At 72.2% G+C, this 23,632-nt stretch carries 21 protein-coding genes; 8 read left to right on the plus strand and 13 right to left on the minus strand.

The window, feature by feature from the left end; genetic code table 11:
* Nucleotides 1-86 precede the first annotated feature (86 nt).
* The gene (dusB, locus tag ABZ842_RS05355; protein ID WP_361531982.1) at nt 87-1,283 is read right to left on the minus strand and encodes a tRNA dihydrouridine synthase DusB; all 1,197 of its coding nucleotides are present in this window, start codon (nt 1,281-1,283) and stop codon (nt 87-89) included.
* A gap of 73 nt (nt 1,284-1,356) precedes the next feature.
* Between dusB and ABZ842_RS05360 the strand changes: the two genes are divergently transcribed.
* Nucleotides 1,357-2,802, plus strand: coding sequence for an MFS transporter (locus ABZ842_RS05360; protein WP_361532673.1), 1,446 nt, complete (start codon nt 1,357-1,359; stop codon nt 2,800-2,802).
* A gap of 96 nt (nt 2,803-2,898) precedes the next feature.
* Here the strand turns inward: ABZ842_RS05360 and ABZ842_RS05365 are convergent, their stop codons facing one another.
* Both ABZ842_RS05365 and ABZ842_RS05370 read right to left on the minus strand, forming a co-directional pair.
* A complete protein-coding gene (locus tag ABZ842_RS05365; RefSeq protein WP_361531985.1) occupies nt 2,899-3,135 on the minus strand; it encodes a DUF6243 family protein in 237 nt (78 codons plus the stop codon).
* A 215-nt stretch (nt 3,136-3,350) separates the two neighbouring features.
* The gene (locus ABZ842_RS05370) at nt 3,351-4,736 is read right to left on the minus strand and encodes a glycine--tRNA ligase (protein WP_361531988.1); all 1,386 of its coding nucleotides are present in this window, start codon (nt 4,734-4,736) and stop codon (nt 3,351-3,353) included.
* Nucleotides 4,737-4,880: 144 nt separating this feature from the next.
* Between ABZ842_RS05370 and ABZ842_RS05375 the strand changes: the two genes are divergently transcribed.
* From ABZ842_RS05375 to ABZ842_RS05390, 4 genes are all read left to right on the plus strand, one after another.
* On the plus strand, nt 4,881-5,891 hold the full coding sequence (locus ABZ842_RS05375; protein ID WP_361531991.1) for a metal ABC transporter substrate-binding protein: 1,011 nt from the start codon (nt 4,881-4,883) through the stop codon (nt 5,889-5,891).
* Nucleotides 5,888-6,667, plus strand: a complete 780-nt coding sequence (locus ABZ842_RS05380) for a metal ABC transporter ATP-binding protein (RefSeq protein WP_361531994.1) — start codon at nt 5,888-5,890, stop codon at nt 6,665-6,667. Before ABZ842_RS05375 ends, ABZ842_RS05380 begins: the two co-directional genes overlap by 4 nt.
* Nucleotides 6,668-6,670: 3 nt before the next feature.
* A complete protein-coding gene (locus ABZ842_RS05385) occupies nt 6,671-7,543 on the plus strand; it encodes a metal ABC transporter permease (protein WP_361531997.1) in 873 nt (290 codons plus the stop codon).
* A gap of 266 nt (nt 7,544-7,809) precedes the next feature.
* Complete coding sequence (locus ABZ842_RS05390) at nt 7,810-8,241, plus strand: transcriptional repressor (protein ID WP_361532000.1); 432 nt, start codon at nt 7,810-7,812, stop codon at nt 8,239-8,241.
* Nucleotides 8,242-8,304: 63 nt separating this feature from the next.
* On the opposite strand, the gene ABZ842_RS05395 is transcribed toward ABZ842_RS05390, so the two are convergent.
* From ABZ842_RS05395 to ABZ842_RS05420, 6 genes are all read right to left on the minus strand, one after another.
* Nucleotides 8,305-9,129, minus strand: coding sequence for an isoprenyl transferase (locus tag ABZ842_RS05395; protein ID WP_361532003.1), 825 nt, complete (start codon nt 9,127-9,129; stop codon nt 8,305-8,307).
* A gap of 82 nt (nt 9,130-9,211) precedes the next feature.
* A complete protein-coding gene (recO, locus tag ABZ842_RS05400) occupies nt 9,212-9,958 on the minus strand; it encodes a DNA repair protein RecO (protein WP_361532006.1) in 747 nt (248 codons plus the stop codon).
* Between the two features lie 86 nt (nt 9,959-10,044).
* Nucleotides 10,045-10,755, minus strand: coding sequence for a response regulator transcription factor (locus tag ABZ842_RS05405; RefSeq protein ID WP_361532009.1), 711 nt, complete (start codon nt 10,753-10,755; stop codon nt 10,045-10,047).
* Nucleotides 10,752-12,086: a histidine kinase gene (locus ABZ842_RS05410; protein ID WP_361532012.1), complete on the minus strand. Its 1,335-nt coding sequence runs from the start codon at nt 12,084-12,086 to the stop codon at nt 10,752-10,754. The genes ABZ842_RS05405 and ABZ842_RS05410 overlap by 4 nt, the downstream gene beginning before the upstream one ends.
* Before the next feature lie 65 nt (nt 12,087-12,151).
* Nucleotides 12,152-14,275 (minus strand): MMPL family transporter, encoded by a 2,124-nt coding sequence (locus tag ABZ842_RS05415; protein ID WP_361532015.1) that lies wholly within the window; start codon nt 14,273-14,275, stop codon nt 12,152-12,154.
* A 154-nt stretch (nt 14,276-14,429) separates the two neighbouring features.
* The gene (locus ABZ842_RS05420; RefSeq protein ID WP_361532676.1) at nt 14,430-15,224 is read right to left on the minus strand and encodes a helix-turn-helix transcriptional regulator; all 795 of its coding nucleotides are present in this window, start codon (nt 15,222-15,224) and stop codon (nt 14,430-14,432) included.
* A 114-nt stretch (nt 15,225-15,338) separates the two neighbouring features.
* Between ABZ842_RS05420 and ABZ842_RS05425 the strand changes: the two genes are divergently transcribed.
* Nucleotides 15,339-16,814 carry an MFS transporter gene (locus ABZ842_RS05425; RefSeq protein WP_361532018.1) on the plus strand — a complete coding sequence of 492 codons (1,476 nt, stop codon included), beginning with the start codon at nt 15,339-15,341 and terminating at the stop codon, nt 16,812-16,814.
* 37 nt (nt 16,815-16,851) lie between these two features.
* Here the strand turns inward: ABZ842_RS05425 and ABZ842_RS05430 are convergent, their stop codons facing one another.
* Both ABZ842_RS05430 and leuA read right to left on the minus strand, forming a co-directional pair.
* Nucleotides 16,852-17,556 (minus strand): TerB family tellurite resistance protein, encoded by a 705-nt coding sequence (locus tag ABZ842_RS05430; RefSeq protein ID WP_361532021.1) that lies wholly within the window; start codon nt 17,554-17,556, stop codon nt 16,852-16,854.
* 220 nt (nt 17,557-17,776) lie between these two features.
* Nucleotides 17,777-19,537 (minus strand): 2-isopropylmalate synthase, encoded by a 1,761-nt coding sequence (gene leuA / locus ABZ842_RS05435; RefSeq protein WP_361532024.1) that lies wholly within the window; start codon nt 19,535-19,537, stop codon nt 17,777-17,779.
* A 698-nt stretch (nt 19,538-20,235) separates the two neighbouring features.
* Between leuA and ABZ842_RS05440 the strand changes: the two genes are divergently transcribed.
* Both ABZ842_RS05440 and ABZ842_RS05445 read left to right on the plus strand, forming a co-directional pair.
* Nucleotides 20,236-21,300 carry a M4 family metallopeptidase gene (locus tag ABZ842_RS05440; RefSeq protein ID WP_361532027.1) on the plus strand — a complete coding sequence of 355 codons (1,065 nt, stop codon included), beginning with the start codon at nt 20,236-20,238 and terminating at the stop codon, nt 21,298-21,300.
* A gap of 71 nt (nt 21,301-21,371) precedes the next feature.
* Nucleotides 21,372-21,638 (plus strand): protealysin inhibitor emfourin, encoded by a 267-nt coding sequence (locus ABZ842_RS05445; RefSeq protein ID WP_361532030.1) that lies wholly within the window; start codon nt 21,372-21,374, stop codon nt 21,636-21,638.
* Nucleotides 21,639-21,668: 30 nt separating this feature from the next.
* On the opposite strand, the gene era is transcribed toward ABZ842_RS05445, so the two are convergent.
* Together era and ABZ842_RS05455 are read right to left on the minus strand one after the other, a co-directional pair.
* Nucleotides 21,669-22,613 (minus strand): GTPase Era, encoded by a 945-nt coding sequence (gene era, locus ABZ842_RS05450; RefSeq protein WP_361532033.1) that lies wholly within the window; start codon nt 22,611-22,613, stop codon nt 21,669-21,671.
* Complete coding sequence (locus ABZ842_RS05455; protein WP_361532036.1) at nt 22,600-23,625, minus strand: DUF916 domain-containing protein; 1,026 nt, start codon at nt 23,623-23,625, stop codon at nt 22,600-22,602. The genes era and ABZ842_RS05455 overlap by 14 nt, the downstream gene beginning before the upstream one ends.
* Nucleotides 23,626-23,632 lie beyond the last annotated feature (7 nt).

Below are 23,632 nucleotides of genomic sequence, written 5' to 3' on the forward strand. Positions count from 1 at the left end.
GCGCCGCCGAGGCGGCTCGTTCCATCATCCGGACGAGCGTCCCGCCGCTGACCGCCCTGCCCGGCACCCTCGATCCGGCGGGGCGGTCAGCCCCCGGAGGTGTCCAGCTCCGCGTCGGCGCTGACGCTCGCGCAGTCGTACGGATCCTTCAGCCAACCGTCCGGCAGGACGACGCGGTTGTTGCCCGAGGTACGGCCACGGGGCCCGTCCGCGCCCGCCGGCCACGGCTGGTCCAGGTCCAGCAGCGCCAACTGCTCGTCCAACTCCGCGAGGGACGAGGTGATCGCCAGCCGCTTGCGCATCTCGGAGCCCACGGCGAAGCCCTTCAGATACCAGGCCACGTGCTTGCGGAAGTCGATGACACCGCGTGCCTCGTCCCCGATCCACTCCCCCAGCAGCTCCGCGTGCCGGCGCATCACCGCGGCGACCTCGCGCAGGGTGGGCGCCGCGCGCTGCGAGCCGCCCTCGAAGGCGGCGACGAGGTCGGCGAAGAGCCAGGGCCGGCCCAGGCACCCCCGGCCGACCACCACGCCGTCGCACCCCGTCTCGCGGACCATCCGCAGCGCGTCGTCGGCGGACCAGATGTCGCCGTTGCCGAGCACCGGAACCTCCGGGACGTGCTCCTTCAGCCGGGCGATGGCGTCCCAGTCGGCCGTACCGCCGTAGTGCTGGGCCGCGGTGCGGCCGTGCAGGGCGATCGCGGTGACGCCCTCGTCCACGGCGATCCGTCCGGCGTCCAGATACGTGATGTGGTCGTCGTCGATGCCCTTGCGCATCTTCATCGTGACCGGCAGGGAGCCGGCGTTGCCCACCGCCTCGTGCAGGATGGCGCGCAGCAGGGGCCGCTTGAACGGCAGGGCGGAGCCGCCGCCCTTGCGCGTCACCTTGGGGACGGGGCAGCCGAAGTTCAGGTCGATGTGGTCGGCCAGGTCCTCGTCCACGATCATCCGGACCGCCTTGCCGACGGTCACCGGGTCGACCCCGTACAGCTGGATCGAGCGCGGCGTCTCGCTCGCGTCGAAGTGGATCAGCTGCATGGTCTTCTCGTTGCGCTCGACCAGCGCCCGCGTGGTGATCATCTCGCTGACGAACAGCCCCTTGCCGCCGCTGAACTCCCGGCACAGGGTGCGAAAGGGTGCGTTCGTGATGCCGGCCATCGGCGCGAGCACCACCGGCGGCTGCACCGCGTGCGGCCCGATCGCCAACACGGACGGCACCGGGGACGCGGCCGGCTCCGCGGGCGCGGACGGCGTCGGTTCGGGGGACGGGGCGAGCGTGGTCATCCGTCCATTCTCGCGTATGGCGCACGGCGGAGGCGCAAAGGTCATTAGTTAACCGTACTATCGACATATGCCTGTGTCTGAGCTCACATCGCGGCGCCGACTGCTCGTGCTGGGCATCTGTTGCATGAGCCTGCTGATCGTCAGCCTCGACAACACCATCCTCAACGTGGCACTGCCGTCCATGGGCCGGGAGCTCGAAGCGTCCGTCTCCGGGCTCCAGTGGACGATCGACGCGTACACCCTGGTCCTCGCCTCGCTGCTGATGCTCGCCGGCTCCACCGCGGACCGCATCGGTCGGCGCCGGGTCTTCATGGCGGGCCTGGTGCTGTTCACCCTCGGCTCGGCCCTGTGCTCCGTCGCGCCGAGCCTGGAGCTGCTGGTGGTCTTCCGGATGGTGCAGGCCGTGGGCGGCTCCATGCTCAACCCCGTCGCCATGTCGATCATCACCAACACCTTCACCGACCCGGCCGAGCGCGCCCGGGCGATCGGGGTGTGGGGCGGTGTCGTCGGCATCTCGATGGCCGCGGGCCCGCTGGTCGGCGGGCTGCTGGTGGACACGGTCGGCTGGCGCTCCATCTTCTGGGTCAACCTGCCCGTGGGCCTGGCCGCGCTCCTGCTGACCTGGCGCTACGTCCCCGAGTCCCGCGCCCCCAAGCCGCGCCGCGCCGACCCCGTCGGCCAGCTGCTGGTGATCGCCCTGCTGGGCTCCCTCACCTACGCGATCATCGAGAAGAGCCCGGTGGCCGCCGCGTTCGCCGCGGGCGCGCTGATCGGCGTGCTGCTGTACGAGCCCCGGCGCCGGGAGCCCCTGATCGACCTGCGCTTCTTCCGCAGCGCCCCCTTCAGCGGGGCGACGGTGATCGCGATCGCCGCGTTCGCCGCCCTGGCCGGCTTCCTCTTCATGAACACGCTCTACCTGCAGGACGTCCGCGGCTACTCCGCCCTGCACGCCGGGCTCTACATGCTGCCGATGGCCGGCCTCACCTTCGTCTGCGCACCGCTGTCGGGGCGCATGGTCGGCAGCCGCGGCCCCCGGCTGCCGCTGCTGATCGCCGGCGTGACGATGGCGGCGAGCGGCCTGCTGTTCGCGATCTTCCAGGCCGAGACCTCGAACGCCCTGCTGTTCACCGGATACGTCCTGTTCGGCATCGGCTTCGGCCTGGTGAACGCGCCGATCACCAACACCGCGGTGTCCGGGATGCCGAGGTCGCAGGCGGGCGTGGCGGCGGCGGTGGCCTCCACCAGCCGCCAGATCGGCGCGACCCTCGGGGTCGCCGTCATCGGCACGGTGCTGGCGACCGGGGTCGCCACCGCGGCCGGGGCGGCGGCGCGCAGCACCGCGTACGCCGACTCCTTCCTCGACGCCAGCCGGACCGCCTGGTGGATCATCGCGGGCTGCGGGTTCCTGGTGCTCGTGGTGGGTGCGCTGACGACCGGCGCGTGGGCCCAGAGCACCGCGCTGAGCTGCGCGCACCGGCTGGAGGAGCCGGAGCCCAGCCCTGAGCCGTCCCGTACGTGAACGACGCGACCGGCCCCGGACCGCGTGCTGCGGTCCGGGGCCGGTCCATTGCTCGTGCTCCCCGCTACGGGGGGCCGCTCGGCTACGGAGCGCCGATCAGCCGTCCTGCTGCGCCGCGCCGTCCTCGGCCTGCTGCGGCTCGGTGGACTCGGACGCGGCGGCGGACTCGTCGCCCGTCGCGCGGCTGCGCATCTTGCGCAGCAGCTCCGCCTTCTGGTCAGCGGACGCCTGGCGGTCGGCGGAGCCTACGGGGCCGTTGCCCCGCTGATCGGCCCGGGACAGCTTCCTGCGCTGTCCACCCACGCCGAGGAGGTTGTTACGGCTCTTGGCCACGGTGTTCTCCCATCGTGGTGAGGAGTGACTTGGGGAATCGTCAGATGGGGCGGCGAATCGACCGCCGCGCTCTCACTCGTAGATCTGGAAGAACGAAGACATGTCAGGGACCTTACCCCCGCCCGGCTGCCGGAGGCACCTGGTTTTCCACCGGGCACGCGGGAGGCCGGCCGGGCCGTGCGCCCGACCGGCCTCCTGCTGCGTGTTCCGGTGCCTCAGCAGCCCAGCAGTCGGGCGCCGAGGTACGCCTGGATCTGGTCCAGCGAGACCCGCTCCTGCTGCATGGTGTCGCGCTCGCGCACGGTCACCGCGTTGTCGTCGAGGGTGTCGAAGTCGACGGTGACGCAGAACGGGGTGCCGATCTCGTCCTGACGGCGGTAGCGGCGGCCGATGGCGCCGGCGTCGTCGAACTCGATGTTCCAGTTCTTCCGCAGGTCGGCCGCGAGGCCCTTGGCCTTCGGGGAGAGCTGCGGGTTGCGGGAGAGCGGCAGCACCGCGACCTTCACCGGCGCGAGGCGCGGGTCGAGCCGCATCACGGTGCGCTTCTCCATGACGCCCTTGGCGTTCGGCGCCTCGTCCTCGTTGTACGCGTCGAGCAGGAAGGCCAGCATCGAGCGGCCGACGCCGGCGGCGGGCTCGATGACGTACGGGGTCCAGCGCTCGCCGGCCTCCTGGTCGAAGTACGACAGGTCGTGGCCGGACGCCTTGGAGTGCGCGTTGAGGTCGTAGTCCGTGCGGTTGGCGACGCCCTCCAGCTCACCCCACTCGCTGCCGCCGAAGCGGAAGCGGTACTCGATGTCGGCGGTGCGCTTGGAGTAGTGGGAGAGCTTCTCCTTCGGGTGGTCGTACCAGCGCATGTTCTCCTCGCGCAGGCCGAGGCCCGTGTACCAGTTCCAGCGCTGCTCCATCCAGTACTCGTGCCACGTCTCGTCCTCGCCCGGCTTGACGAAGAACTCCATCTCCATCTGCTCGAACTCACGGGTGCGGAAGATGAAGTTTCCGGGCGTGATCTCGTTGCGGAAGGACTTGCCCATCTGCGCGATGCCGAACGGCGGCTTCTTGCGCGAAGTCTGCTGCACGAGGGCGAAGTTGGTGAAGATGCCCTGGGCCGTCTCGGGCCGCAGGTAGGCGATGGAGCCGGAGTCCTGGGTCGGGCCGAGGTGGGTGGAGAGCAGGCCGGAGAACTGCTTCGGGTCCGTGAAGGCGCCCTTGGTGCCGCAGTGCGGGCAGTTGATGTCGGCGAGGCCGTTCTCGGGGGCCCGACCGCCGTGCTTCTCCTCGTACGACTCGATGAGGTGGTCCGCACGGTAGCGCTTGTGGCAGGAGGTGCACTCGGTCAGCGGGTCGGTGAAGGTCGCGACGTGGCCGGACGCCTCCCAGACCTCGGTCGCCAGGATCACCGACGAGTCGATGCCGACGACGTCCTCGCGGGAGGTGACCATGGCGCGCCACCACTGGCGCTTCAGGTTCTCCTTCAGCTCCACTCCGAGCGGCCCGTAGTCCCAGGCAGCGCGCTGACCACCGTAGATCTCGCTGCAGGGGTAGACGAAGCCACGGCGCTTGCTCAGGCTGACAATCGTTTCGATCTTGTCGGCGGCCACGGTGCTCTCTTCTAGGGAACGACGGCTAAGGGCGAATGCTTCAGGTTACCGGCGCTCGCACCCTCCGGATCAAATCGAGGGGCCCGTTCACGGACCGGGGAAGCTTGTTGACAATCGTTTCCACTTTTGTTGAAAATGAGTGTCATGAACATACGTCGCCCGATACCTACCGCCGCCGCTGCGGGAGCGGCCGTGCTCGGTCTGCTCGCCCTGTCTGCCTGCTCCGACGCCGGGGCCGCCGACGGCAAGGAGGGCGGGAAGCTGTCGGTCGTCGCGTCGTTCTACCCGATGCAGTACCTCGCCGAGCAGGTCGGCGGCGAGCACGTGAAGGTCACCACCCTCACGAAGCCGGGCGTCGAGCCCCACGACCTGGAGCTCAAGCCGCGCCAGACCGCGCAGCTCAGCGAGGCGGGGTACGTGCTGTACCTCAAGGGCGTGCAGCCCTCCGTCGACGGGGCCATCGAGAAGGCCGGCGTCAAGCACACCACGGACGCCGCGAAGCTGACCGACCTGGACGCCCACGGCGCCGAGCAGCCCGCCGAGAAGCCGGCGGACGACGGGCACGGGCACGACCACGCCGAGGGCGAGGAATCGGGCCACAGCGCCGACGACGGACACAACCACGGCGAGGACGGGGCCGACCCGCACGTCTGGCTGGACCCGGTGAAGTACGCGGAGATCGCCGAGGGCGTCGGCGCGGCCCTCGCCAAGGCCGACCCGGACAACGCCGCCGCGTACGAGAAGAACGCGGACGCGCTCGTCACGAAGTTGAAGGCGCTGGACGCCTCCTTCCGGGACGGGCTGAAGAACACCTCCACCAAGACCTTCATCACCACCCACTCCGCCTTCGGCCACCTCGCCGGCCGGTACGGGCTGGAGCAGGAGGGCGTCGCGGGCATCGACCCCGAGGCCGAGCCCTCCCTCGCCCGCATCAAGGAACTCCAGTCGATCGCCGAGAAGGACGGCGTCACCACGGTCTTCTTCGAGACGCTCGCCAGCGACCGCACCGCGAAGACCCTCGCCGCCGACACCGGGCTGAAGACGGACGTCCTGGACCCGCTCGAAGGCATCACCGACAAGTCCAAGGGTCGAGACTACTTCGAGGTCATGGAGGCCAACCTGACCGCGCTCAAGACCGCGCTGGGGGCGAAGTGAGCGCCCGGGGAGCACAGCAGCCGCCGGTCATCGCACTGCGCGGGGCACGGGCCTCGCTCGGGGCCCGGCCCGTGCTGCGCGGGGTCGACCTGACCGTGGAGCACGGCGAGGTCGTCGCACTGCTCGGCGCGAACGGCTCCGGCAAGTCGACCGCCGTACGCGCCGTGATCGGCCGGGTGCCGCTCTCCGAGGGCCGCGTCGAGCTGTTCGGCACCGAGCTGCGGCGCTTTCGCCAGTGGGCGCGGGTGGGGTACGTGCCGCAGCGCACCAGCGCCGCGAGCGGGGTGCCCGCGACCGTGCGCGAGGTCGTCACCTCCGGACGCCTCTCGCGCACCCGGCTCGGGCTGCTCAGCCGCGCCGACCGGGCCGCCGTGGATCGCGCGATCGAACTCGTCGGCCTCGACGACCGGGCGAAGGACTCCGTGGAGGCGCTCTCCGGCGGCCAGCACCAGCGGGTGCTGATCGCCCGCGCCCTCGCCTCCGAGCCCGAGCTGCTGATCATGGACGAGCCGATGGCCGGCGTCGACCTGGCCAGCCAGGAAGTCCTCGCCTCGACGCTGCGCGAGCAGGTCGCGGCGGGCACGACCGTGCTCCTCGTGCTGCACGAGCTGGGCGCGATCGAGCCGCTGATCGACCGGGCGGTGGTGCTGCGCGACGGCTGCGTCGTCCACGACGGCCCGCCCCCTAAGGCCGTGGGGCAGCACGCCCTGCCCGGCCACGACCACGTACATCCGCACGCGGCCGGCGAGCCGCTGCGCACCGGACTGCTGAGCTGAGCCATGGAAATCCTCGAAACGGCGTTCATGCAGCGGGCCCTGCTCGCGGCCCTGCTGGTGGGCGTCACCGCCCCCGCGATCGGCGTCTACCTGGTGCAGCGGCGCCAGGCGCTGCTGGGCGACGGCATCGGCCACGTCGCGATGACCGGCGTCGGCCTCGGCTTCCTGCTCTCCACCAGCCCCATCTGGACGGCGGCCGTCGTCTCCGTGGTCGGTGCGGTCGCGATGGAACTGATCAGGGCGTACGGGCGCACCCGCGGCGACATCGCGCTGGCGATGCTCTTCTACGGCGGCATGGCCGGTGGCGTGCTGCTGGTCAACCTCTCCGACGGCGGCTCCACGGCCAACCTCAGCTCCTTCCTCTTCGGCTCCCTGTCCGCGGTCTCCGACGCCGACCTGGTGGCGATCTCGCTGCTCGCGGGGTTCGTGGTGCTGGTCTCCGTCGGGCTGCGGCGCCAGCTCTTCGCGGTCAGCCAGGACGAGGAGTTCGCCCGGGTCACCGGGCTGCCGGTGCAGGCGCTGAACCTGCTGATCGCGGTCACGGCTGCGGTGACCGTCTCGGTCGCGATGCGGGTGGTCGGGCTGCTGCTGGTGAGCGCGCTGATGGTGGTGCCGGTGGCGGCGGCGCAGCAGGTGTCGCGGTCCTTCCGCGCGACGTTCGTGCTGGCGGTGGGGATCGGGGTGGTGGTGACGCTGGGCGGGACGACGGCGTCGTACTACCGGGACCTGCCGCCCGGGGCGACGATCGTGTTGCTGGCGATCGGGATCTTCGTGGCGCTGACGGCGTCGGCGCCACTCCTGCGGCGGGCCCCGCGGGAGCGGACCCCCGAATGCGCGGCGCCCCCGCGCGAGCCCAGCGTCCCGACACAACGCTAGCCCCCCGACGGTCCGCCGTCTGCGACCTGTCTGTGCGCCCCTGACGAACCCGCCGTAACCCTGCGGAGCGTTGGTCCCTGCGGCCCGTCTGTGGCTGAACCGGCCGCAAGGGCCACGGCGGGTTCGTCAGGGGCGCACGAAAATTGCGCGGGCGAGTGCGGAGAGGGGCGCGGGGCTTACGGAGCGTGGGCCGATGGTTCGGTCCGCGGGTGGCGGGCTGGCAGAATTGGGGGGACAGGGTACGCGGGCCATACGAGGAGGCACCTGTGACGACGGCGCCAACCGGCGGGAACACCGCCCCCGTGCGAGGCCGGTCCACCCGGCAGCGCGCCGCGGTGGCCGCGGCGCTCGACGAGGTGGACGAGTTCCGCAGCGCCCAGGAGCTGCACGACATGCTCAAGCACCGGGGCGACTCGGTCGGGCTGACGACCGTCTACCGCACGCTCCAGTCCCTCGCGGACGCGGGCGAGGTCGACGTGTTGCGCACCAGCGACGGCGAGTCCGTGTACCGCCGGTGTTCCACCGACGACCACCACCACCACCTCGTGTGCCGCGTCTGCGGCAAGGCGGTCGAGGTCGAGGGACCTGCCGTGGAGAAGTGGGCGGAGGCCGTCGCGGCGCAGCACGGCTACGTGAACGTGGCGCACACGGTGGAGATCTTCGGCACCTGCGCGGAGTGCGCCGCCGCCGGGAACTGACCCGGGCCGGCATGCTCACGGAGGAAGGCCCCGGAGGCGCACCGCCTCCAGGGGCCTTCAACGTCAGCCCGCGCTCTGCGCCGGGACCTCGTTCGGCTTCGCGCCCCCGAAGCGGCGGTCGCGCTGCGCGTACTCCAGGCATGCCCGCCACAGGTCGCGCCGGTCGAAGTCGGGCCACAGCACGTCCTGGAAGACCAGTTCGGCGTACGCGCTCTGCCAGAGCAGGTAGTTCGAGGTGCGCTGCTCGCCGCTGGGCCGCAGGAACAGGTCCACGTCCGGCATGTCCGCGTAGTACAGGTACTTCCGGAAGGTCTTCTCGGTGACCTTCGCCGGGTCGAGCCGGCCGGCCGCGACCTCCCGGGCGATCTTCTGCGCGGCGTCGGCGACCTCCGCCCGACCGCCGTAGTTGACGCAGAAGTACAGCGTCATGGCGTCGTTGTCCTTGGTCTGCTCCTGCGCGACCTGGAGCTCCTGCACCACGGACTTCCACATCTTGGGCATGCGCCCGACCCAGCGGATCCGGATGCCGAGTTCGTCCATCTCGTCGCGGCGGCGGCGGATGACGTCCCGGTTGAAGTTCATCAGGAAGCGGACCTCGTCGGGCGAGCGCTTCCAGTTCTCGGTGGAGAACGCGTACAGGGAGAGGTTCTTGACGCCCATCTCCAGGCAGCCCTTGAGCACGTCGAGCACGACGCCCTCGCCGACCTTGTGCCCCTCGGTCCTCGGCAGCCCGCGCTCCTTCGCCCAGCGGCCGTTGCCGTCCATCACGCAGGCCACGTGGTTGGGCACCAGTTCGGCGGGGATCCACGGGGGACGCTCGCCCGAGGGGTGCGGCTCGGGGACCTTGTACTCGCGGCGGGAACGGCCCAGGATTCCGCGTCGTGCCATGCGGCTCACTTCTCCTACACTTCTCGCTCGTACTGCTTCTGCTGCTTCTACTGCTGCTTGAGCTGCTTCGGGTGCTTCGACGTCACTTCTCGACGTACCGCAGGGAGCGCAGTCCGCGCTCCATGTGCCAGTGCAGATACGCGGAGACCAGCCCGCTGCCCTCCCGGATGTGCCGCGCCTCACAGGCGTCCGCCGTCGGCCAGTCACCGGTCAGCAGCGCGCTGAGCAGCGTGATGGCCTCAGCCGAGGGTACGACGCTCCCCGGCACCCGGCAGTCGCCGCATATGACGCCGCCGGCCGCGACGGAGAAGAAGCGGTTCGGCCCTTCCAGGCCGCACTTGGCGCAGTCCACGAAGCTGGGCGCGTAGCCGTTCACCGCCAGCGAGCGCAACAGGAAGGCGTCCAGGATGAGGTGCGGCGCGTGCTCGCCCTGGGCCAGCGCCCGCAGCCCGCCCACCAGGAGGAGGTACTGCTGGACCGCGGGCTCGCCCTCGTGGTCGGTGAACCGTTCCGCGGTCTCCAGCATCGCGGTGCCGGCCGTGTAGCGGGCGTAGTCGGTGACGATGGCGCCGCCGTACGGGGCGATGGTCTCGCTCTGGGTGCACAGCGGCAGGCCCCTGCCCACCAGCTCGCTGCCCCGGGCGAAGAACTGCACGTCCACGTGGGAGAAGGGCTCCAGCCTGGCCCCGAACTTCGACTTCGTCCGCCGCACCCCGCGCGCCACGGCCCGCACCCGGCCGTGCCCCCGCGTCAGCAGGCTGATGATGCGGTCGGCCTCGCCCAGCTTCTGCGTGCGCAGCACGATCGCATCGTCGCGGAACAGACTCATGGGCCCCATTGTCCCCCAGGGCGCCGCCCCGGGCGGACGGCCCCGGAACTCCTCTGCGCCCCGCCAGGCCCTACGCCCGCCAGACCCTACGCCTCGCCGGGAACGACCAGGCCCGACTCGTACGCCACGATCACCAGCTGGGCCCGGTCCCGGGCGCCCAGCTTGCCCATGATGCGGCTGACGTGGGTCTTCGCGGTGAGCGGTGAGAGCGCGAGGGCATCGGCGACCTCGGCGTTGTTCAGCCCGCGGGCGACCAGGGCGAGGACCTGGCGCTCGCGGTCCGTGAGGTGGTCGGGGCCGGTGCCGGCGGTCGGCACGGGCGGAGTGGGCGCGGCCAGCACCCGGGCGATCAGCCGGGAGGTGGGGCCCGGGGAGAGCAGGGAGTCGCCCGCGGCGACGGTGCGGATCGCGGTGAGCAGCTCGGCGGGGCGGGTGTCCTTGACGAGGAAGCCGGAGGCGCCGGCGCGCAGCGCGTCCACCACGTACTCGTCGGTGTCGTACGTGGTCAGTACGAGGACCCGGACGCCCGCGAGGTCGTCGTCGGCGGCGATCCGCCGGGTCGCCTCGATGCCGTCGAGGTGCGGCATGCGAATGTCCATGACGGCGACGTCGGCGCGCTCGGTGCGGGCGAGTTCGACGGCTTCGGCGCCGTTGCCGGCCTGGGCGACGACCTCCATGTCGGGGGCGGAGGAGATGAGCAGTGCGAAGGAGGCGCGGACGAGGTGCTGGTCGTCGGCGAGGAGGACCCGTATCGGGGCGGCGGCGGGGCGTGCGGTGTTGGCGGGTTCGGAGTTCATGCGGCGGGCTCCGGTTGTCGCAGGGGCAGGACGGCGAGGACCTCGAAGCCGCCGTCGGGGCGGGGGCGCGCCAGCAGGGTGCCGCCGACGCTGCGGGCGCGCTCGCGCATGCCGACGATGCCGAAGCCGGGCGCCTGGCCCGGAGTGGCGGCGGGCAGCGGCTCGCCGGCGCCGTCGTCGAGGACCGCGACGTGCAGGGCGTCACCGCGGCGTTCGACCGAGACGTCTATGCCCACGCCCGTGCCCCCGTGGCGGACGGCGTTCGTCAGGGACTCCTGGACGATGCGGTACGCGGCGACCTCGGCGGCCGGCGGGAGCCGGTCCGCGCCCGGGCGCAGGGTCAGTCGGGCGCCGGACGCCGCCGTGAGTTCGGGCAACGAGGCGAGTTCGGGCAGCGGGCCGCTGGGGGTGCCGGCGTCGGCGCGGCCGTGCGTACCGGTGGCGTCGGTGCGCAACACCGTGAGCGTGGTGCGCAGTTCGCCGCGGGCCGCGCGGCAGGTGTCGGCGATGTCGTCGAGCGCCTTGGCGATGGCGGCGCGGTCGAGCCGGTCGGGGTCGACGGTGAGCACGTGGGAGGCGACGGAGGTCTGCACCCCGATCAGGGTGATCGAGTGGGCGAGGAGGTCGTGCAGGTCGCGGGCGATGCGGATGCGCTCCTCGGCGACCCGGCGGGCGGCCTCCTCCTCCCGGGTGCGCTCGGCGTGTTCGGCGCGGGCGACCATGGAGGCGACGTACTGCCGGTAGATCCGTACGTCCATGCCGACGACGAGGAAGACGATGATCCAGCCGGATGTCCGCAGCGACTCCAGGCCCTCGTGGGCGCCGACGGTGAACATGGTGGTCAGGGTGAGGCCGACGACGGCGCCCCCGACGAGGACGGCGTGCAGCGGGCGGACGAGCGACGCGAAGGTGTAGACCGCGAGCATCGACCCGGCCATCGGGGCGCCGTGCGCGTTGTCGAGGGCGTGGTACGGCGCGACGCACAGCACGCCGACGGCGAGCACCGCGTACGGGTGGGAGCGCCGCCACACCAGCGGCAGGATCGCGCCGGCGAGCAGCGTCCAGCCGAGGGCGTCGGGGCGCCGCTCCTCGCCGGCGAGGAAGGCCGCCGCCACGGCGGCCACCGCGATCACGGCGGTGATGATCGCGTCGTTGCGGGTCCGGTGCGGGGTGGACAGCGGGTCCCGGCTCACCGCGGTGAGCACGCCCCCGAGCCGGCCCCCGCTCCCCGCCGCCCCCGACCTCCTCGCCGCCGTCCTCCCCGGCGCCGAGGACGGCGGCGACCAGTGCGCGGTGTCGCCCTTCGACGGCTTCGGCGGCTTCGGTTCCATCGCTCCATCCTGGGTCACGGGCCGGGTTACGGGGAGGGCGGGGGCAACACCCTCTGCTCAGCCGCTCACGCGCCGACGGACTCCCGCTCCACCGCCGGCCGTTCGCGTACGGCCGCCGGCTTGGACAGCTTCCCCGGCCACCACACCGTCCGCCCGAGCAGCAGGCTGGCGGACGTCACCAGGTACGTCCGCACCAGGAAGGTGTCCAGCAGGACGCCGACGGCGACCAGGAAGCCCATCTCCACCAGCGCCACCAGCGGCAGGGACATCAACACCGCGAAGGTGGCGGCGAGGACGACGCCCGCGGAGGCGATCACGCCGCCCGTGGTGCGCAGCGCGGTCAGCGCCGCGTCCACCGGTTCCTGGCCGGCCAGGGCCTCCTCCCGCATGCGGTGCATCAGGAAGATGCCGTAGTCGACGCCGAGGGCGACGAGGAAGACGAAGGAGAGCAGCGGCATGGTCGGGTCGACGCCCTGGAAGCCGAAGAGCGGTTCGAAGACCAGCCCGCCCAGGCCCCAGGCGGCGCCCCACACGGCGACGACCGCGACGGTGAGGACGGCGGCGGCGACCACGGAGCGCAGCAGGGCGATCAGGATCAGCAGGACCGCGCCGAGGACGAGCGGGATCACGATCGAACGGTCCCGGGCGTTGGTGTCCTCCAGGTCGAGCGCCTGCGCGCTGGCCCCGCCGACGTGCGCGCCGGCCAGTTCGTCGCGCAGCCCCTCGATGGTCGCGGTCTCCCCCGCCGACTCGGGCGGGTCCGCGGCGAAGACGGCGAGTTCGGTCCATCCGTCGGCGCTGCGTCCGCGCTCCACGCCGACGACGCCGTCCACGGCCGCGGCCTTCGCCCGCAGTTCGTCGGCGCGGTCGGCGGGCGCGACCACGTTGATGGGCTGGGCGCTGCGCTCGGGGTAGGCGTCGGCGAGCGTGCGCATCGCCGACACGGACTCGGGCCGGTCGGTGAACCCGTCGTCGGTCTTCAGGGCGCCCGGCAGGTTGAACGCGCCGAGGGCGAGCGCGCCGAGCAGCGCTGCGCCGGTGAGGAGCACCGCGAGCGGTCGGCGGCCGGCGGAGCTGCCCATCCGGGCGAAGAGCGAGGTGCGGTTCGGCGCTTCGGCTCCGTACGCCGGGATCAGCGGCCAGAAGACCCGGCGGCCCAGCAGGACGAGGACCGCCGGCAGCAGGGTCATCATCGCGAGGAGGGCGCCCACGACGCCGACCGCACCGACCGGGCCGAGCCCGCTCACGCTGTTCAGGTCGGCCGCGAGCAGACAGAGCAGCCCGGCCGCGACGGTGCCGCTGGAGGCGAGGACGGCGGGGCCGCAGCCGCGCAGCGCGGCGGCCATCGCGTCGTACGGCAGCGGATGGCGGCGCAGTTCCTCGCGGTAGCGAGCGACCAACAGCAGGGCGTAGTCGGTGCCGGCGCCGAAGACGAGGACCGTCATGACGCCGGCGCTCTGGCTGGTGACGGTGAGGTCGAAGCCTTCGACGAGGCCGTAGACGGCGGCCCGGGTCATCAGGGCGGCGACGCCGACCGCGAACAGCGGCACGAGCCACAGGAAGGGGCTGCGGTAGGTGATGATCAGCAGCACGGTCACCACGGCCACGGTCGCGACCATCAGGGTGCCGTCGATGGTGGAGAAGACCTCCTCCATGTCGGCCTGGACGGCGGCGGGGCCGCCGACGTCCACCCGTAGCCCCTCGCCGCCCGAGACGGCGTCGCGGACGTCCGCGACGAACTCCGCCTGCGCGTCCTCGTCGTTGCCGGGCTCGGTGGTGACCAGGGGCACCATGAGCGTCTCACCGTCCTTCGACGGCACGGGCTGCGGCGGCGCGGTCAGCCGGTGCTCGGCGGCGATCGCCGCCACCTGGCCGTCGACGGCGCCCCGGTCGGCTTCGGTGAGGCCGCCGTCCCTGCTGTAGACGAGGACGACCTCGGTCGTCGCGCCGCCGGGCAGGCTCTGCTCGATCTTCGCGACCTGGGTCGAGTCGGCGCTCGCCGGCAGATAGTCGACGACGTTGTCCCGCTGGGCCTCTTCGAGCTTGCCCGCGAAGGGCAGGGCGACGGCGATGACGGCGATCCACAGCGCGAGGACCGCCCATGGCAGGGTTCGTCGGCGCCGGCCCGCGGCCCCCGGCCCGGTCCGGGATGTGGGTGTGGGTGTGGGCGCGGATGTGGTCGAACCCATGGGTGGCTTCCCCCTTCGTCACGTACCTCGCCGGGCCGGGCCCGTGGCCCCCGCTCGCCCGTTCGAGGCCACCAGACTCCCGCCGGAACGCGGCGGATTCGTCGGACGGTGGGGCGAGATGGGTCGTACTGCGGCGGTGGGTCCGCCCGGCTGGTTACTCCCCGGGGAGTACGGCCAACGGCTCGTCCGCGCTACCGCTGAGGTAGCGGCTGGGCGAGGTGCCGACGGTGCGGCGGAACGCGGCGAGGAAGGCGCTGGCGGTGGCGTAGCCGACGGCGTGCGCGACCCGGGACACCGGCTGCCCCTCGGCGAGCAGCGGCAGGGCGGCGCGCAGCCGGGCGTGGGTGCGCCAGCGGTCGAAGTGCATGCCGGTGTCGTGGACGAAGAGCCGGGTGAGGGTGCGTCGGCTGACGCCGATGGCGCGGGCGTGCGCGTCGAGGGTGCGGGGGTCGGCGGGGTCGGCGAGGAGTGCGTCGACCACGGCCCGCACCCGCTCGTCGTGCGGGCTCGGCACGTCTATGGGGGCGGCGGGCAGCGGGTGCAGCAGGTCCGGGACGACGGCTTCGGCGCGCAGCCGGGCGTCGTCGGCGAGGTCGTCGCGCCCCAGGTGGACGATGAGCCGGGCGAGCAGCCCGTCGACGGCGACGGGTGTGGGCTCGGACCAGTCGACGGTGCAGAGTTCGGGTCGGAAGTAGAGGGAGCTGAGGACCGCTTCGCGGGTGGCACCGGGCTGGTGGACGACGCCGGCCGGTATCCACAGGGCGCGGGTGGGCGGCAGCACCCAAAAGGTGTCGTCGACGGCGACGGAGATCACCCCGCGGCTGCTCCAGGCGAGTTGGTGCTGGGAGTGGCTGTGCGCCTCGAACCACTCGCCGGAGGTGAGGGGGAAGCTGCCGACGACGATGGCGCCTATGCCGGACGGGGCGTCGCACGGTTCGTGGGTGGCCACCCGGCTCGTCACCTCCTGCTGCGCGCGCCGGCGCACACCATCTTGTCCTCAATGCGCTATTGCCTGGCCCGGTAGCATATCGCGGCCATCTGACCTGCTGAATAGCGTCGCCGTATGACTGCAATCACAACAACGACGCAGGTCATCCGGGGCAGTCGCCGCACCGCGGCACTGGTCCTGCTGTCCTTCGTCCACTTCATGCTGGTCCTCGACGACTCGGTGGTGAACGTCGCGCTCGCCACCGTCCGGGACGACCTCGGATTCGGCACCGCCGGCCTCGCCTGGGTGGTGAACGCCTACTTCCTCACCTTCGGCGCCCTGTTGCTCCCCGGCGGGCGGGCCGCCGACCTGTTGGGCCGCCGCGCGGTGTTCGTCGTCGGCGTGAGCCTGTTCGGGGCGGCGAGCCTGGCGTGCGGACTGGCGCAGGAGCCCTGGCAGTTGGTGACGGGACGGTTCCTCCAGGGCACCGGCGCCGCGCTGGCGAGCCCGGCCGCGATGTCGATGATCACGCTGATGTACCCGGGGGAGGGCGAGCGGGCGAAGGCCATGGGTGTCTGGGGCGGGGTCGCGGCGCTGGGCGGCACGACGGGCCTGGTGGTCTCCGGTGTGCTCACGGACCTGCTGTCCTGGCGGTGGGCCTTCTTCATCAACGTGCCGATCGCGGTGGGCGCGCTGCTGCTGGCGCCGCGTCTGCTGCCCGGCGGCCGGCCGGCCCACCGGCCCCGCATCGACGTCCCCGGCGCGCTGCTGGGTACCGGCGCCCTGCTGGCGCTGGTCAACGGTCTGCTGCGGACGGCGGAGGCGGGCTGGGACCCGCAGACCGCGGTGTCCCTGCTGCTGGCGCTGGTGCTGGGCGCGGCGTTCCTCGCCGTCGAGGCGCGCACCGCCGAGCCGTTGGTGCCGCTGGCGTTCCTGGCGGTACGGGTCCGGGCAGTGGCGTACGGCACGTCCCTGCTGTTCACCGCCGCCTTCTTCGCCCTGACCTTCCTGATCATGCTGCATCTGCAGAACGTGATGGGGTACAGCCCGCTGAAGGCGGGCATGGCCTATCTGCCGTACGCGGCGGGCGTGCTGACCGGCGTCTGGCTCTCGGCGCGCACCGTCGCACGCTTCGGCGTGCGCCCGCCGCTGGTGGTGTCGTTCGTCGTGAGCGCGATCGGCATGCTGATGCTGTCGCGGGTGTCGGAGGGCGACGGCTACGCCGCCGCGGTGCTGCCCGGGGTGATCGTCGTCTCCGTCGCTTCGGGGCTGGGCTTCCCGGCGCTGGCGATCGCCGCCGTCACCGACACCACGGAACGGGACGCGGGCCTCGGGTCGGCGCTGCTGAGCTCCGTGCAGCAGATCGGCGGCGCGGTGGGCATCGCGGCGCTGGTGTCCCTGGCGGCCAGCCAGGGCGATCCGGTGCACGGCAGCGGGGACGCGGCGACGGACGGCTTCGCCCTCGCGATGGTGGTGGCCGCCGGGTTCATGACGCTCGGCGCGGTGGTCATCGCGACCCTAATGCCGGGGCGCGCCCCGACCGAAGGACAGCCGGACGGCACGGTGGAGGCGACGACCTCCGCCGCGACGTCACCGGACGCCGACGGGTGAGCGCCCGCTTCAACGCCCGCGCCGGCGTCAGGGGGTCTCAGGGCGAGTGGGTGCGGGCGGTGTCCAGCAGCCGTACGGTGTCGGCAGCCGGCAGCCGCAGCGCCGCGCCCACCGTCGTCAGCACCTCCCGCTCGGCCGGGGTGTACGGCCCGTCCGCGAGCGCGATCCGCGCGCCCTGGAGCAGGATCGACTCCCGCCCCGCGGGCGCGAGATGGGGTGCCAGCGGCTCCAGCGCCTCGTGCAGTTCGATCGCGAGGGCGGCGGCAGCGCCGCCGTAGGGCCCGGCGTCGGTGACGAACCGGCCGGTGTCCGCGGCCAGCGCCTCGATCAGCCCGGTGAGCTGGTCCTCGGTGCAGTCGTGCAGCCCGGCGGCCCGGACGGTGGCCAGGGCCGTCTCCCGCACGGAGCGCGACGAGGTGCCGCCGGAGACGAGGACGGCGAGGGCGACGGTGTGCACCGCGTCGCGCAGCATCGCGGAGAAGCGCGCGGTGGTCGGGTGGTCGAGCGCGTCCATGCCGAAGTGGCCGTGACAGGCGGCGCATTCGACGACGGGCCCGGCCGAACCGCGCGGCAGCAGCGGAATCCCGAGCAGGGTGAAGCGGCGACGGCCGGTGCGCCGGCGGTAGTTGCGGTCGCCGCCGCACGCCGTGCAGAAGAACTCCCCGTCGCCGACGGTGTTCCACGAGGTGTGAACGCCGCAGACCACTACCTTCCGGCCAAATACCCCTCGGCCAGTCCGCACTCCGCACCTCCGCCATACTCCCCGCGGCACCGCCGCGTTGGCGTGATGTTAGCCACACGGACGGCGCGTCGTCAGCACCTCGGAGTCAGCCGGACGGCACATGGCCGATTCCCGACGACCGTCACGACACCCGCGCCCCGGGCCGTTTCCGTACGGAAACGGCCCGGGGCGCGGGTGTGAACGCCGTGGCGTCGGACGGGCCGGAAGGGGCCCGAAGGGCTCAGCGGGCGGCGCGGTTGACCGCCGACACGACGGCCTTCAGCGAGGCCCGGGTGGTGTTGGCGTCGATTCCGACGCCCCACAGCACCTTGCCGTCGATGGCGCACTCGATGTACGAGGCGGCCTGCGCGGAGGCGCCCTCGCTCATGGTGTGCTCGGTGTAGTCCAGCAGCCGTACGTCGATGCCGATGGCCTGGAGGGCGTCGAAGAAGGCGGAGATCGGACCGTTGCCCGTCCCCTCCAGTCGGGTCTCCGCGCCGTCGACGACCGCGTCCACGGTCAGCGCGTCCACGCCGTCGGTGTCCGTGGTGGACTGGCCGGAGCGCAGCTGGATCCGGCCCCAGGCGTTGTCGGGGTTGGGCAGGTACTCGTCCCGGAAGACGTCCCAGATGGCGGCCGGGGTGACCTCGCCGCCCTCGGCGTCGGTCTTCGCCTGGATGATCTTCGAGAACTCGATCTGCATCCGGCGCGGCAGGTCCAGCTTGTGGTCGTTCTTCAGGACGTACGCGATGCCGCCCTTGCCGGACTGCGAGTTGACCCGGATGACCGCCTCGTAGGAGCGGCCCACGTCCTTGGGGTCGATCGGCAGGTACGGCACGTTCCACTCGACGTCGTCGACGGTCTTGCCGACCGCGGCCGAGTCCGCCTCCAGCGCGTCGAAGCCCTTCTTGATGGCGTCCTGGTGGGAGCCGGAGAAGGCGGTGTAGACCAGGTCACCGGCGTACGGGTGGCGCGGGTGGACCTCCATCTGGTTGCAGTACTCGCTGGTGCGACGGATCTCGTCGATCTGCGAGAAGTCGATCTGCGGGTCCACGCCCTGCGAGAACAGGTTCATGCCCAGGGTGACCAGGTCGACGTTGCCGGTGCGCTCGCCCTGGCCGAACAGACAGCCCTCGACGCGGTCGGCGCCCGCCATCACGGCCAGCTCGGCGGCGGCGACGGCGGTGCCGCGGTCGTTGTGCGGGTGCGTGGACAGGCACACGTACTGGCGCCGGGTGAGGTTGCGCGACATCCACTCGAAGCGGTCCGCGTGCGTGGACGGGGTCGACCGCTCGACGGTCGCCGGCAGGTTCAGGATGATCTCCCGGCCGTCCTCCGGCTGCCAGACGTCCATGACGCCCTCGCAGACCTCCAGGGCGAAGTCCAGCTCGGTGTCGGTGAAGATCTCCGGGCTGTACTGGTAGCCGAAGACGGTCTCGGGGCCCAGCAGCTTCTCGGCGTACTCCATCACCAGCCGGGTGCCGTCCACCGCGATCTGCTTGACCTGCTCCTTCGAGCCGCGGAAGACGACGCGGCGGAAGGTGGGCGCGGTGGCGTTGTACAGGTGGACGGTGGCCCGGTGCGCGCCCTTCAGGGACTCGACCGTGCGCTCGATCAGCTCTTCGCGCGCCTGGGTGAGGACGGAGATCGTCACGTCCTCGGGGATCGCGCCCTCCTCGATGATGGAGCGCACGAAGGCGAAGTCGGTCTCGCCGGAGGAGGGGAAGCCGACCTCGATCTCCTTGTACCCCATCCGTACCAGCAGGTCGAACATCGCGCGCTTGCGCGCCGGGGACATCGGGTCGATCAGCGCCTGGTTGCCGTCGCGCAGGTCGGTGGAGAGCCAGCGGGGCGCCTTGGTGATGCGCTGCTCCGGCCAGCTGCGGTCGGCGATGTCGACCGCGTCGAAGGGCCGGTACTTGTGGATCGGCATCCCGGACGGCTTCTGCGTGTGACTCGCGTTCGTCAGCGGGGTGGGACGACCAACGGTGGTGTCGGACATTGCGCGGGCTCCTCGGAATCCGGATGGAAGGTCTCAACCGGCCGACGGTTCGAAGCAGCAGCAGGTCCCGCGGGGAGGGGGTCGGCCTACGACTACAGGCCCTCGCCGCGGCAGCTAAGAAGAAGCAGCCCGAAACGCATGATGCCTGGCATCGTAACCGACACCCCGCGATTAGGCTCCGCCCGTATCAGTATGCGGAACCCCGAATGTCCGCGGCGACGACGCGGTTGCCTTGTCGGGCGCGGTCCCGCCGTGGGCGGCTGAGCAATCGTGGCGTCTGCGGACCCGTCTGCGGCTTGTCGCGTCCCCGCGCCCCTGTTTCGCCGCCCCCCGTTACTTGTCTGCGGGCTGAGGGCAGGGCGTTTGGGGCGCTGGGGGTACCACCACGCCCTTCGGGCGTAGGGGGCGGAACTGCGCGAACAGCCCACCACCGAACTGTGGACGCCAAGGTCCCTTGACCACCACGGCGCTACCGCGCCCGCTAAGGCAACGGCATCACCCAAAGGGCGTGGGGGACCCCCAGCGCCCCCGTTTCGCTCACCTTGTCGCTCATCTGCGGGATGGGCCCCAGGCCCTCTGGAGCCGAGGGGGCTCATGGGACCCCGGTGAGCGTCAGTGAAACGGGGCGCTTCACTCCATTTCACTAAAGGCCGTCGCAGCTAGTGACAGTGCCGTAACTCGGTGCCACATTGCCAGACATGGCATTCCACACCGCCCCCACAGTCTTCTGCACCGTCGTGCCCCCTCACCTCCTGGACCGCATCGCGCGCTCCGGCGCGGGCGCGGTCGCCCAGCGCGCCCACCGCACCCTGGAGCTGGACGCCCTCCAGCGCACCCGCCGCCGGGTCACCACCGTGCGCGGCCTGGCCGCGGCGGCTGCACCGCCCGGCCCCAGGGACACTCCACGACGCACCGTGTACGACTGCGAGAACGGCACCGACCTGCCGGGCAGGAAGGTCCGCGGCGAGGGCGACGCACCCGTCCAGGACGCCACCGTGAACCGCGTCTACGCGGGCCTCGGCGCCACCTTCGAGCTGCTGCTGAAGTCCTACGGGCGCAGCTCCCTCGACGACGCCGGACTGCCGCTGAAGGCGAGCGTCCACTACGACCGGGACTACGGCAACGCCTTCTGGGACGGCAACCAGATGGTGTTCGGCGACGGCGACGGCGAGATCTTCCTGGACTTCTCCATCCCGATCGACGTCATCGCGCACGAGCTGGCGCACGGGCTGACCCAGTACACCGCGAACCTGGAGTACTTCACCCAGTCGGGGGCGCTCAACGAGTCCGTGTCGGACGTCTTCGGCTCGCTGGTGAAGCAGTACACCCTGGACCAGACCGCGGAGCAGGCGGACTGGCTGATCGGCGCCGGGCTGCTGGCGCCCGGGGTCAGCGGGGTCGCGCTGCGCAGCATGAAGGCGCCGGGCACCGCGTACGACGACGACGTACTCGGCAAGGACCCGCAGCCTGCGACGATGGACGACTACGTGCGCACCGGCCGGGACAACGGCGGCGTCCACATCAACTCCGGCATCCCGAACCACGCCTTCTACCTGCTGGCCACCCAGCTCGGCGGCAAGTCGTGGGAGCGCGCCGGGCAGATCTGGTACGACACCCTGACCGGCGGGGAGCTGTCCACCGACGCGGACTTCGCCGACTTCGCCCGCCAGACGGTGGCGGCGGCGCGGGCGCGCTACGGTGAGGGCGACGAGACGGAGGCCGTGCTCAAGGCGTGGTCCACGGTGGGCGTGCCCACCGCGTAGCGGGACGAGGCGAAGGGCCCGCGGCGACTGCGCCCGGGCCCTTCGGCACATCGGCGACGAGAGCGGGGGCCATGCGCATCCAGGTTCGACGCACCGGCGGATTCGCCGGCATCGAGCGGTCCGCGACGGTCGACACCGCGGGCCGGCCCGACGCGGACGACTGGCGGGCGCTGGCCGAGGAGGCGCTCGCGGACCCGGGCGGCGCCCCGCGCACCGGGGTGCCGGACGGCTTCGCGTACGAGATCACCGTGGACGGGCGCACGGTGCACACCGCGGACCCCCGGCTGACCGACGCCCAGCGCCGGCTGGTGTCGCGGGTGCTCAAAGAAGGGGCCTAGGGCCCCTCCCCCGTACGCCCTTGGTACGGCTCAGAAGCCCAGCTTGCGGAGCTGCTTGGGGTCCCGCTGCCAGTCCTTGGCGACCTTCACGTGCAGATCGAGGAAGACCGGGGTGCCGAGCAGGGCCTCGATGTGCTTGCGGGACTTGGTGCCGACCTCCTTCAGCCGGCTGCCCTTGGGACCGATGATGATGCCCTTCTGGCTGGGCCGCTCGATGTACACGTTGGCGTGGATGTCCAGCATCGGCTTGTCCGCCGGGCGGCCCTCGCGGGGCAGCATCTCCTCGACGACGACCGCGATCGAGTGCGGCAGCTCGTCCCGTACGCCCTCCAGCGCCGCCTCGCGGATCAGCTCGGCGACCATGACCTGCTCGGGCTCGTCCGTGAGGTCGCCCTCCGGGTAGAGCGGGGGGCCCTCGGGCAGCAGCGGGACCAGCAGGTCAGCGACGAGCGTGACCTGCTTGCCGCCGGTCGCGGACACGGGGATGATCTCGGCCCACTCGATGCCCAGCTCCTGGCCGAGCCGGTCGACGGCGAGCAGTTGCTCGGCGAGCCGCTTGGAGTCGACCAGGTCCGTCTTGGTGACGAGGGCGACCTTCGGGGTCTTCTTGATCCCGGCCAGCTCCTGGGCGATGTAGCGGTCGCCGGGGCCGACCTTCTCGTTCGCCGGCATGCAGAAGCCGATCACGTCGACCTCGGCCCAGGTGGTGCGCACGACGTCGTTCAGCCGCTCGCCGAGCAGGGTGCGCGGCTTGTGCAGGCCGGGGGTGTCGACCAGGATCAGCTGGGCGTCCGGGCGGTGCACGATGCCGCGCACGGTGTGCCGGGTGGTCTGCGGACGGTTCGAGGTGATCGCCACCTTCTGACCGACCAGAGCGTTCGTCAGGGTGGACTTGCCGGCGTTGGGTCGGCCGACGAAACAGGCGAAGCCCGACCGGTGGGAGGCGGACTCGGTGGGCTGGTTACGCACGCTCATGCCGTTCATTGTCGCTGATGCCCGCCGCGCCCGTGTCCGCCGTGCCCCGTACGGCGCTGCCGCGGGCCCTCAGCCGCGTACGGGCCCACGCTCCGCCGCCCCCGAGCAGCACCGCCGCGACCGCGGCGAGCAGCCACGGCAGGGCGAAGAACGAGACCACTGCCGACTCCCGGACGTCCTCGGCCCGCGCGGTGAGTCGGATCTCGCCCCAGTCGGCCTGCGGGGAGCCGCGCCAGCGCTCGGTGAGCCGGATCTTCTGCCGGGGCAGCAGCTCGGACGGCACCTTCCGCAGCTCCCGCGCCAGCAGGTCGCGCCCGAACAGCCCCTCGGCCTTGAGGGCGACCCGGGGGTTCAGGGTCACGTTGCCGCGGTTGTGGAGGGTGTACGAGATGACGGCGCTGGCCTCGCCCGCGCCGGGCAGCAGCGGTCGGTCCTGGCTGAGGGTGACGTCCTCGACGGAGAGCGCGGGCACCGCGGGGCCCTTCACCCGCAGGTACACCCGGGCGCCGACGGCCTGCTGCACGCCGAGCGCGACGTCCCCGCCCAGCCGGCCGACGCGTTCGTCGAGGGCGACCAGCGCGCCGGGGTGGTCCCCGGGCTCGGCGCCGTCGGGGACGGTGAGGGCGTAGCCGACGGTGACCGAGGAGCGCGGCGGGACGGTGACGCGCTCGCGCTCGGGCCTGGCCCAGGCGCCGATGCCGCGCTGCTGCTCGTCGGGGGCGCGCACGGCGAAGCCGCCGTCGCGTTCGGTGTTGTACGCGTCGGCCGCGTAGAGCCGGAAGGTCAGGGGCGCGGCGGTCTTGTTGCCGATGGTGATCCGGTCGGTGAGGGTGCTCCCCGGTTCGGCGGTGAGGTAGAAGTACGGCCGGCTGCCCAGCTCGGAGGCGGCGGGGTAGACGGACCACTCGCCGTTCTCGGCGGCCCGGGCGGCGGGCGCCGGCGAAGCCAGCAGCGCGGCGAGCAGGGCCGACAGGACGGCTGCCCGTGCGCGCGCTCGGAACGCTGTCGTCATGGGTGCG

It is taken from the genome of Streptomyces sp. NPDC047315, from assembly GCF_040643215.1.
Classification (GTDB): Bacteria; Actinomycetota; Actinomycetes; order Streptomycetales; family Streptomycetaceae; genus Streptomyces.

Bases quoted from the DNA above. Each gene is read 5' to 3' on its own strand.
- recO (WP_361532006.1), bottom strand. From the start codon at position 9,958: ATGAGTCTGTTCCGCGACGATGCGATCGTGCTGCGCACGCAGAAGCTG.
- ABZ842_RS05440 (WP_361532027.1), top strand. From the start codon at position 20,236: ATGGCATTCCACACCGCCCCCACAGTCTTCTGCACCGTCGTGCCCCCT.
- ABZ842_RS05455 (WP_361532036.1), bottom strand. From the start codon at position 23,625: ATGACGACAGCGTTCCGAGCGCGCGCACGGGCAGCCGTCCTGTCGGCC.
- ABZ842_RS05445 (WP_361532030.1), top strand. From the start codon at position 21,372: ATGCGCATCCAGGTTCGACGCACCGGCGGATTCGCCGGCATCGAGCGG.
- leuA (WP_361532024.1), bottom strand. From the start codon at position 19,537: ATGTCCGACACCACCGTTGGTCGTCCCACCCCGCTGACGAACGCGAGT.
- era (WP_361532033.1), bottom strand. From the start codon at position 22,613: ATGAGCGTGCGTAACCAGCCCACCGAGTCCGCCTCCCACCGGTCGGGC.
- ABZ842_RS05410 (WP_361532012.1), bottom strand. From the start codon at position 12,086: ATGGAACCGAAGCCGCCGAAGCCGTCGAAGGGCGACACCGCGCACTGG.
- ABZ842_RS05385 (WP_361531997.1), top strand. From the start codon at position 6,671: ATGGAAATCCTCGAAACGGCGTTCATGCAGCGGGCCCTGCTCGCGGCC.
- ABZ842_RS05405 (WP_361532009.1), bottom strand. From the start codon at position 10,755: ATGAACTCCGAACCCGCCAACACCGCACGCCCCGCCGCCGCCCCGATA.
- ABZ842_RS05375 (WP_361531991.1), top strand. From the start codon at position 4,881: ATGAACATACGTCGCCCGATACCTACCGCCGCCGCTGCGGGAGCGGCC.
- dusB (WP_361531982.1), bottom strand. From the start codon at position 1,283: ATGACCACGCTCGCCCCGTCCCCCGAACCGACGCCGTCCGCGCCCGCG.
- ABZ842_RS05415 (WP_361532015.1), bottom strand. From the start codon at position 14,275: ATGGGTTCGACCACATCCGCGCCCACACCCACACCCACATCCCGGACC.
- ABZ842_RS05425 (WP_361532018.1), top strand. From the start codon at position 15,339: ATGACTGCAATCACAACAACGACGCAGGTCATCCGGGGCAGTCGCCGC.
- ABZ842_RS05395 (WP_361532003.1), bottom strand. From the start codon at position 9,129: ATGGCACGACGCGGAATCCTGGGCCGTTCCCGCCGCGAGTACAAGGTC.